Annotated in this window: 2 protein-coding genes; both read left to right on the forward strand. The window is 32.7% G+C overall.

Features of this window, described 5'->3' with window-relative positions; translation table 11 throughout:
- Positions 1 to 350 precede the first annotated feature (350 nt).
- Positions 351 to 647 carry a type II toxin-antitoxin system RelE/ParE family toxin gene (locus FTV38_RS17870; RefSeq protein ID WP_004787583.1) on the forward strand — a complete coding sequence of 99 codons (297 nt, stop codon included), beginning with the start codon at positions 351 to 353 and terminating at the stop codon, positions 645 to 647.
- A gap of 3 nt (positions 648 to 650) precedes the next feature.
- On the forward strand, positions 651 to 941 hold the full coding sequence (locus tag FTV38_RS17875; protein WP_004787581.1) for an addiction module antidote protein: 291 nt from the start codon (positions 651 to 653) through the stop codon (positions 939 to 941).
- The last annotated feature ends 174 nt before the right edge of the window (positions 942 to 1115 follow it).

A 1115-nucleotide genomic window follows, 5' to 3' on the forward strand; every position in this document is an offset into this window, starting at 1 on the left:
CAACTTGATATTAAAATGCAAACTTAACTCTATACTGCTTTAAGCAACTGTTCTATTTAGTAATAAAGCTTTTATCCTTAATTATTTAACATAATAGAGCTTATACGAAACGCAATTTAAAATATTATTGTTTTTCATATAGTTATAAAATTTTGACTGACTTCAAAAACAGTAAAAAGCCGACTTAGAAACAAGTCGGCTTTTTTATGAGCAGGTTTGAGACCTTTTGCCAAGAACATAGGTTATTAAATAATCAATTGATAAAATATATTCTTATTATTTCATTTACTCATAAAATATATTCATTATAATGTTGTGTATTCGATCGAATACAATAAAGAGGAACTTTCATGACCGAGATTAAACGTCTCCCTGAATTTGATGAATGGCTAGATAGCATTAAAGACAGTATGACCCGTCTTAAACTGAATCGAAGATTAGATAAGGTTCAGCGTGGTAATTGGGGCGATGTAAAGCATCTTCAAGAAGGTGTTTGGGAAATGCGAGAGTTCTTCGGACCAGGTTGGCGCATGTATTACATCAAACATGGTGATGTAATCATTGTGATGCTTGGAGGTGGTGATAAATCTACACAGCAAAAGGATATAGAACGAGCTGTTGATTTATCAAAATCTTTAGAGGATTGAAAAATGGTTAAAATAGCTGATCTACCTAGCTTTGACATGGCAGAAGCACTTAAGAGTGAAGAAGATATTGTAATGTATCTTAATATGGTTCTTGAAGAGAATGACCCTGCTGAACTAGCTCATGCACTTGGTGTAATTGCTAAAGCTCGTGGTATGACTCAAATCGCTAAAGAAGCAGGAATTGGACGTGAAGCACTTTACAAAGCACTCCGTCAAGATTCAGCACCTCGTTTTGATACGATTAATCGTGTAGTAAATGCTTTAGGTCTAAAACTAACTGTGCAGAATGCATAACTATTAATAAAATTTTGTCTAAGTTCCATCTTATTTAACATAAAATCTCTTATGCGAAATTTAGGTCTTATCCCAAATAAATCCATTAAAAAGATCTTTATCTTTCTGCTTATTTTCTTCGGTCTTATTTTCCGTATTTAAAAATTGCTCAAAATCGGCTAATTGCTGTTTAAA

This window comes from Acinetobacter sp. YH16044, from assembly GCF_013417145.1.
Taxonomy (GTDB): Bacteria; Pseudomonadota; Gammaproteobacteria; order Pseudomonadales; family Moraxellaceae; genus Acinetobacter; species Acinetobacter amyesii.